Raw genomic sequence first — 7067 nt, forward strand, 5'->3', positions numbered from 1 at the left:
CAGGCAGCGTTGACAGCCTCCACAGAACCGATCGAGGCCGGCATCCCTGGCCTTCCGGCTGAGGTCACGACCCAGGTCCTGGAGAGGATCCGCCTCCATCCAGAGGTGCGGCGGCTGACTCTCTACGGATCGCGCGCGCTGGGCCGGCATCGCTCCGGATCCGACATCGACCTGTGCCTGGAGGCCCCGGCCCTGGGGCTGGGCGAGCTGCTGCTGCTCGGCGCCGAGCTTGATGATCTGCTCCTGCCCTGGCGGATCGATCTGCAGCTCCAGCATCTGATCGACCACCCCACCCTGCTCGAACACATCGACAGAGCAGGGGTGGTGCTGTGGGAGCAGCCAGGGGCGAGCTGATCCAGCTCTGGGGTTCCCCCAATTTCGTGGACACTGCAAAATTGGCGGCGCGGCCGGAGTGGCTGGACACACCAATCCCGCAAGTGTGGGTCCGGACGCGAGTGGGGCTCCAGCGTCTCAGCACCGCAGGGATTAAAGCAGAATGGGGTCCGGGCGTACTCGCCTCAGCGCATGCTGACCTGGCTGAAAGTCCGCAAGCTGAAGTGAATACGGCTGATTGCGCTCGGCAAGACAGACGACTTTTCGGCAGCCCTTGGGATTGGGGAAGTGTCAGGGGGATGATGAGAGGGTGGCGCAGCCGCAGCGGCGGGCGGCGCTCTCGAGTTGATGGTCGGAAGTGATCAGAGCGGCTCCCGAGCGCTGTGCCAAGGCCAGATAGGCAGCGTCGTACACGCTCAGGCCGTGATCAAGCGCCAAAGCGAGTGCATGGGCACTGAGTTCAGAAGAGGGCACGGGCCTCAGTGGCAACCGCCGCAGATCTTCGAACAACTCCTCAGCCTCTTCTCGGCGGAGCAAGCTGCGTTGCACCTGCTGACGATGCATCGATCACGAAGACGTCCTGTCCACCGGAGGCGAACTCAACGGACACGATCGGCCAGCAGATCACTGACCAGTTCTGGAAATTGCCTGCCCTTAAGGCGCTCACGCCATTGACGGGGCGCCTCCACGGCCGTCGGGCGAGAGAGGCGTACGTCCCGCTCGATCATCAACCGTGCCTGCTCCTGCATGCTGCGGTGATTCCATGCAGCCAGCTGACGTAAGCCTTCGTAGACGTCTTCGGGGATTCCGCGCAAGCTCAGTGAAGGCATATCGCCTCCTCTGCCCTCGATAGCAAAACGATAGCGCAGGCGGACACGCCCGGAGGTCTCCCCCAGGTTCAGCCGCAAACCGGTAGGGCCTGGGCTTCCTCATCAGCCCGGGGAGCCTCATTCCGACAGGCATCGGTCATCTCAGCCCTGCCAGATCTCGCTCAGATCCAGCTTTAAACCAGGCAGCACCTCGCCGCCATCGAGCTCAGTGGCGCCCTCCAGACGCTGGGGTTCCGGCAGATCAACACCTTGAGCCTCTCGGCCAGGCCAGATCTCCACCGCCTGGTCTTCCGGCAGCAACAACCAGCCCAGGGCGGCGCCGTTGGCCTGGTAAGCGGCCATCTTGCGGCTCAGGGAACTCACGCCACGCGGGCCCTGATCGCTGGGGCTGGCCAGTTCCACCACCAGGTCGGGGCAGAGGGGCGGGAAGCCGCGGCGTTGCTCGGCGGTGAGCGCCAGCCAGCGATCCAGGCGCACCAGGGAGGCGTCCGGACTGAGTATGGAGCCGTCGGCAAGGCGGAAGCCTCCGGAGCTGTCGAAGACCTTCCAGCCTCCAGCGCTTCTGGCAAAGCGTTGCAGCTGGAACAGCAGCTCACTGTTGCGGCTGCTGGTCTCGCCGCCGGTGGGGGGCATGCTGATCAGCTGCCCGTCGGAGTTTAGCTCCAGCACCGCCTCAGGATTGGCGGCACACACCAGCTCGAACTGCTCTGGGGTGAGCTGCAGCTGCTCCGGCAGCAGCAGCGGAGCCAGAGTATCGGCAAGGGGCGGAGCATGGACCAGTGTCATCACGCTGACGCAGCGACGTCATCAAAGCAACGATAGATGGATCAAGCCCTGGCGACCGTCCACTGCTACCCAGATCACGGCGGTCAGTGCCGGCAGGATCTGATCAATGTCACCCGTCAAAGGGCATAGGGATGAAGCACGTTCTCAAGCGTCAAGGGGAAATCCCGAACATTGCGGGTCGCTAGTTTGAGCCCATGCACGGTGGCTGTGGCCAGAATGATCGCGTCGGGCACTTTCAGGCCATGACGCTGACGCAGCAGCACGGTTTCCCTGGCGATGCTGTGGTCGAGCGCCAGCCGAAGAAAACTCTCCAGCCAGGTCTCCACCTCAGCGGATTCACCAACACGGCAGCCCACCAGCACCTCAATCCAGGTGATCTCACTGATCGCCGGTCGCTGCTGTTGATCCAGCCACTCCAGGCTGGCCTTCTCGCCGCGCAGTACATCAATCAGGATGTTGGTGTCGAGCAAGAGCATTCAGTGCTGGCTCCACTCCTGCCGTAACGCCTCCTGCAGCACCAGTGCGTCTGTCGGTCGGTCTTTCCAGAGGCCAAAGACCTTCTCGTGTCTGGGGTGTTGTTGCTTCAGCCACAGCCGCAACGCCTCCCGCAGGGCTGCCGCCCTTGAAATGCCGAGCTGCCGGCACTGCGCATCCAATTGCTCGCGCTCAGGCTCAGGCAAGTCGACGATCGTTCGCATGCCAGACCTCTCTCCACCATGTGATGACGTTATCAGATGATGATATCACGCCGCTCGTGCCGAAATCCAGCCCTGCCCCTTCAGCAGGAGGGCGTTCTCCTCCATTCCGCGGCCATGGCGGTGGGTCTTCATCCATCCCAGACCAAGCTGCTTTCACGCCATCAGTATCGCCAGCAGGCTGTTGCTGCAGTTGCGCAGACTCCGGCACGCGCAATGTCGGCGCAGGACTGAAACAGCCTCGGCCATTGGCTACTCTCCGCCGGACAATCTGATCACCGCTGCTCCGATGGCCGCCACGATCTACCTGCACTGGAGTGCCACCCCCTACAGCTGGGTGCGCCAGGGGCTCTATCACACGATCGTGGCCGGTGATGGTCATCTGTATCGGCTGCATTCCTACACCATCGACCTCAATGCCCACACCTGGCGGCGCAACAGCAATGCCGTCGCCATCTCCTGCGCCTGCATGGGTGGCAGCCCCGATCCCTGGGCGATCCCGCCCACCGAAGCGCAGATCGAGGCCATGTGCACAGAGGTGGCCGATCTGGCCCTCAGCTGGGATTGGCGGGCCGACGACATCACCATCCAGCGGGTGATGACCCACGCCGAGGCCGCCTCCAACCGCGACGGCCGCATCATGCACGACAACTACGGCCCCGTGGCCTGGGGCGGCACGGGCGAGCGCTGGGACTTCATGCAGCTGCGCAAGGGCGGGCCCGCCGAGGGCGGTGAGGAGCTGCGGCGGCGCATCCGCGCCCGCATGCGCGGTGAGATTAAACCAGGCGCCGACCAGCCTTCCCTGGTCTTCCGCCGCAGCGCCAGCATGGGCGCCCGCGGCACCAACCTGGCGGTGGAGATCGACGAGCACGGCACCTCCTGGGCCCTGGTGGCCGACCTGCTCAGCCTCTACGACATCCCCTACGAGTGGAACGCCAGCCAGCGCCGCGTCCTGATCGGCAGCACCGACATCGCCCCCACCTACCAGGACGATGCGGTGCAGGCCTCGATCGGCCACCCGCTGTTTGAAATGAGCCTGCAGGGCGGCAACTCGCCGGTGATCCTGCGCGGCATCATGCGCGCCGACCGCGGCTGGTGCCGCGTGCTCGAATTCGCCGAGGAGTTCGGCATCACCGCATCCTTCCAACCCTTTGCCCTGGGCGAACGCCGGGGGGGTTAGGACGCCGGGGGGGCATCAGCTCAGGCTAAGGCTGGCGGGAGGTTGCCTCCAACCAGTCGGCATAGGTGCTCGCCAGCCCTTCGGCCAGGGGAATCCGGGCCTGCCATCCCAGCGCCGCCAGCCGGCTCACGTCCAGCAGCTTGCGCGGAGTGCCGTCGGGCTTGCTGGTGTCCCAGGCAATGCCGCCCCCGAAGCCCACAGTGCGGGCCACCAGCTCCGCGAGTTCGCGGATCGGCAGGTCCTCCCCCGTGCCCACATTCAGGAACTGGGGGTCATGGGCCGCCGGCTGCCACTGCTCCAGGCAGAACAGCGCAGCCTCGGCCAGATCATCGACATGCAGGAATTCACGTCGTGGCGTGCCCGTGCCCCAGCAGACCACCTGCTCGGCGCCGGCCAGTTTCGCCTCGTGAAAGCGGCGGATCAGGGCCGGCAGCACATGGCTGTGGCTGGGGTGGTAGTTGTCGCCGGGGCCATAGAGGTTGGTGGGCATCAGGCTGATCGCATCGAAGCCGTACTGAAGGCGCAGCGCCGCGCACAGCTTGAGGCCGGCGATCTTGGCGATCGCGTACCACTCATTGGTGGGCTCCAGCTCGCCGGTGAGCAGCGACTCCTCACGGATCGGCTGCGCGGCGAACTTCGGATAGATGCAGCTGCTGCCCAGGAACAGCAATCGCCGGGCCCCATGGCGCCAGGCGTTCTCGATCACATGGGTCTGGATCTTGAGATTGTCGAGCAGGAAGTCGGCGGGATAGCTGCTGTTCGCCAGGATGCCGCCCACCTTCGCCGCCGCCAGCACCACCACCTGCGGCCTGTGGGCGGCGAACCAGGCCTCCACCGCGCCGGCATCGCGCAGATCCAGTTGATCGCGGCCTGCCGTGAGCAGGTTGGCGTAGCCCTTCGCCTCCAGGGCGCGCAGGATGGCGCTGCCGGCCATGCCGCGATGGCCCGCCACGAAAATCCGGTCGCTGGGAGTGATCAGGCTCATCGGGGAAAGATCTCATGGGGTGACGGCACCCGCTCAAGCAACAGCAGGCCAACCCGATCCACGTGAGCGCACAAATCGTCGGTGGCTCGATTGTAGCTGTGGCTGGTGAGGGTCCTGTCCTGAATCATCTGCATCCAGGCGTTGCCATCAACAACGAGTCCAACCCTGAAGGCTTCACACAAGGTATCCCGTGAACCGATCAGTTCGCTGTTCCCCTCGCTGCGCAGTAGATCGAAAAAGGATTCCAGCTGCTCCAGTGCCCTCTGATCGTTGCCAAGCGCTGCTGCCAGCGAACATCAAACTCACTCACGTCTGAACACACTCAAGCTTGAGCCGCAGGCGCCTTGATCGGCTGGTTCTTCATCAAGGCCAGCCTGGTTTCGGCGTGGCTGAGGTCATTGGAGGCTCAAGGCGAGCAGGGGCACACGACTGGGTGATGGTCGGGCGGGCGCGAGCAGGGCTCCAACGACTCAAACCCTGGCCGCTGAAAACGGCCGTCTCAAGCTACTGCTGGCAGCTGGGGGCAGGCCGCCGCCGTCAGGAACGGCAAACTTCTCAGCACCGCCAGCTGCTCCGGCAAGGGGCTGGTCCCGGGATGGGTCTGCTGCACGTAGTCGAGAGCCGCCTGCCAGCCCATCCGGCGGCTCTGGATCAACCAGGCCATCGCCACCAGGGGCGAGCGCTCCACACCGGCCACGCAGTGCAGAAACACCGGCCCATGCCCGCGCAGGCGGCTCAGTTCAGAGAGCACGGTGGCGATCTGCTCTCCCGTGGGCGCGCTGTGCTGGTGGCGGTGATCCGGCAGGGGCAGCCGAACCCACTGGAACCGCTCGGCAATCCCGCCAGGCAGGGGAGCTTCCTCAGCCGAGCAGAGGCTGATCAGCGACCTGACCCCCTCCTGCTCGAGCCAATCGAGATCCTCGCTGCTGCAGGGAGCCGTTCCCACCGCCAATTCATCGCTCAACAGCCAGGTGATGCGCATCCAGGCTCAGTTGTTGTTGTCGAGAAGACGGAACAGGGTCAGCACATTCACCAATCCGGACAGGGGCTGGCTGACCGCCCCGATCGCATCGGTGCTGACCGCATAGCGACTGCGGTTGACGATCACGGTATCGCCTTCCACCAGGGGTGGATTCTTGGCGATCGACACACCCTGACTGAGGTCGAGAGGATAGGTACGGCGCATGACGGTGCCGTTGCGGTTGAGGCGCACCAGCTCGATCTTCGAGGTCTTGGCCCGCCAGGTCTGCACACCGCCCGCCGCCAGGATCGCCTGCATCAACGGGGTTCTGGCCGGCACCTGCAAGCCTCCCGGAGACTTCACCTCCCCGATCACGTTCACGGAGATCGCCTTGGGCGCCAGGGTGGTGGCCGCGATTTCGGCGCTGGCGGTCGACACCTCCTGGGGGGCCCGCTCGAGGCGGATCGTGTCCCCATCGAAGAGCAGGGGGTTCTGAGTCTGGTCCCCGTCCCGCACCAGTGCCAGCAGATCCACACGGGCTCGCTTGAAGCGGGACTCGGCTCCCGGCAGGCGTCGCTGGACCACCACCCGTCGCAGATTCGCCGTGGTGGTGATCCCGCCGGCCTTCTGGATGGCATCCACCAGGGTGGGGAGGCCGCTGATCGAGACTGTCGCCTGCGTGTTGGAACCTTCGGACGTGGTGAGGGTGTAGAGGCCGGGACGCTCCACCTCGCCCACCACCGCGACACGCAGCGGGCGGGGCCGAATAACGCTCAACTGAAGATCCGGGCGCTGCAGCTGTTTTCGATACAGCGATTCCAGCCAGAGGCTGGCCTGGGAGATGGTCAGTCCCGTGAGCCTGACACTGCCCAGCAACGGCAGCGAGGCCGTGCCGTCATTGAGGATGTCCAGCGAACTGCTGAGGTCGTCCACCGCCAGGAATTTCGGGCTCAGACCATCGCCAGCACCCAGGATGTAGGCATCGTCCTGGAGCATGCCGTCGCTCGACGCCGGGTCGGCAACGGCCTGGGCGATATCTTCCCGCTGCAACTCCTCCGCCACCACAGGGGCCAGGGGGCTGGAGAGGCCGACAAGCATCAGCAACGACAGGGCCCATGGTTTCCCCACCAGTTCCACACGCAGGCTTGTCATCGCGGAAACGGACAGTAGGGCGAATGTTGCCACGAACCGGTTGAAAAGGTGGTGGTAGGAGGCCAGTCATCAGCTGGCCATCACCGATACATTGACTCCATCCAATTTCAGCCGCCATCGACGTGCCCGCCCGGCTGCCTGGATC

Annotated in this window: 11 protein-coding genes; 2 read left to right on the forward strand and 9 right to left on the reverse strand. The window is 64.9% G+C overall.

All coding sequences use genetic code 11. The annotated features are described in order from the left end of the window. Positions 1–354, forward strand: a 354-nt coding sequence (locus KBY78_RS14660; RefSeq protein WP_255144246.1) for a nucleotidyltransferase domain-containing protein, incomplete at its 5' end; no start/stop codon positions are given. A gap of 270 nt (positions 355–624) precedes the next feature. Here KBY78_RS14660 and KBY78_RS14665 read toward each other — a convergent pair. From KBY78_RS14665 to KBY78_RS14685, 5 genes are all read right to left on the reverse strand, one after another. Continuing rightward, complete coding sequence (locus KBY78_RS14665; RefSeq protein ID WP_255144247.1) at positions 625–897, reverse strand: type II toxin-antitoxin system VapC family toxin; 273 nt, start codon at positions 895–897, stop codon at positions 625–627. A gap of 35 nt (positions 898–932) precedes the next feature. Continuing rightward, positions 933–1241: a FitA-like ribbon-helix-helix domain-containing protein gene (locus KBY78_RS14670; RefSeq protein ID WP_255144249.1), complete on the reverse strand. Its 309-nt coding sequence runs from the start codon at positions 1239–1241 to the stop codon at positions 933–935. A 63-nt stretch (positions 1242–1304) separates the two neighbouring features. Then, positions 1305–1949, reverse strand: a complete 645-nt coding sequence (locus tag KBY78_RS14675; protein WP_255144252.1) for a Uma2 family endonuclease — start codon at positions 1947–1949, stop codon at positions 1305–1307. Positions 1950–2065: 116 nt separating this feature from the next. Then, the gene (locus KBY78_RS14680; RefSeq protein WP_255144254.1) at positions 2066–2425 is read right to left on the reverse strand and encodes a type II toxin-antitoxin system VapC family toxin; all 360 of its coding nucleotides are present in this window, start codon (positions 2423–2425) and stop codon (positions 2066–2068) included. Further along, positions 2426–2647, reverse strand: a complete 222-nt coding sequence (locus tag KBY78_RS14685; protein WP_255144255.1) for a ribbon-helix-helix domain-containing protein — start codon at positions 2645–2647, stop codon at positions 2426–2428. A 286-nt stretch (positions 2648–2933) separates the two neighbouring features. Between KBY78_RS14685 and KBY78_RS14690 the strand changes: the two genes are divergently transcribed. Next, positions 2934–3824 carry an N-acetylmuramoyl-L-alanine amidase gene (locus tag KBY78_RS14690; protein ID WP_255144257.1) on the forward strand — a complete coding sequence of 297 codons (891 nt, stop codon included), beginning with the start codon at positions 2934–2936 and terminating at the stop codon, positions 3822–3824. Positions 3825–3849: 25 nt separating this feature from the next. Here KBY78_RS14690 and KBY78_RS14695 read toward each other — a convergent pair whose 3' ends face one another. The 4 genes from KBY78_RS14695 to KBY78_RS14710 form a co-directional block, all read right to left on the reverse strand. Further along, positions 3850–4809, reverse strand: a complete 960-nt coding sequence (locus KBY78_RS14695) for a GDP-L-fucose synthase (protein ID WP_255144258.1) — start codon at positions 4807–4809, stop codon at positions 3850–3852. After that, a complete protein-coding gene (locus tag KBY78_RS14700) occupies positions 4806–4991 on the reverse strand; it encodes a nucleotidyltransferase substrate binding protein (protein ID WP_255144260.1) in 186 nt (61 codons plus the stop codon). The genes KBY78_RS14695 and KBY78_RS14700 overlap by 4 nt, the downstream gene beginning before the upstream one ends. Before the next feature lie 317 nt (positions 4992–5308). Further along, positions 5309–5791 (reverse strand): dual specificity protein phosphatase family protein, encoded by a 483-nt coding sequence (locus tag KBY78_RS14705; protein ID WP_255144261.1) that lies wholly within the window; start codon positions 5789–5791, stop codon positions 5309–5311. 6 nt (positions 5792–5797) lie between these two features. Next, positions 5798–6922 (reverse strand): SLBB domain-containing protein, encoded by a 1125-nt coding sequence (locus KBY78_RS14710; RefSeq protein ID WP_255144264.1) that lies wholly within the window; start codon positions 6920–6922, stop codon positions 5798–5800. Positions 6923–7067 lie beyond the last annotated feature (145 nt).

Origin of the sequence: Synechococcus sp. EJ6-Ellesmere (assembly GCF_024345875.1) — a bacterium.
GTDB lineage: Bacteria > Cyanobacteriota > Cyanobacteriia > PCC-6307 > Cyanobiaceae > Regnicoccus_A > Regnicoccus_A antarcticus.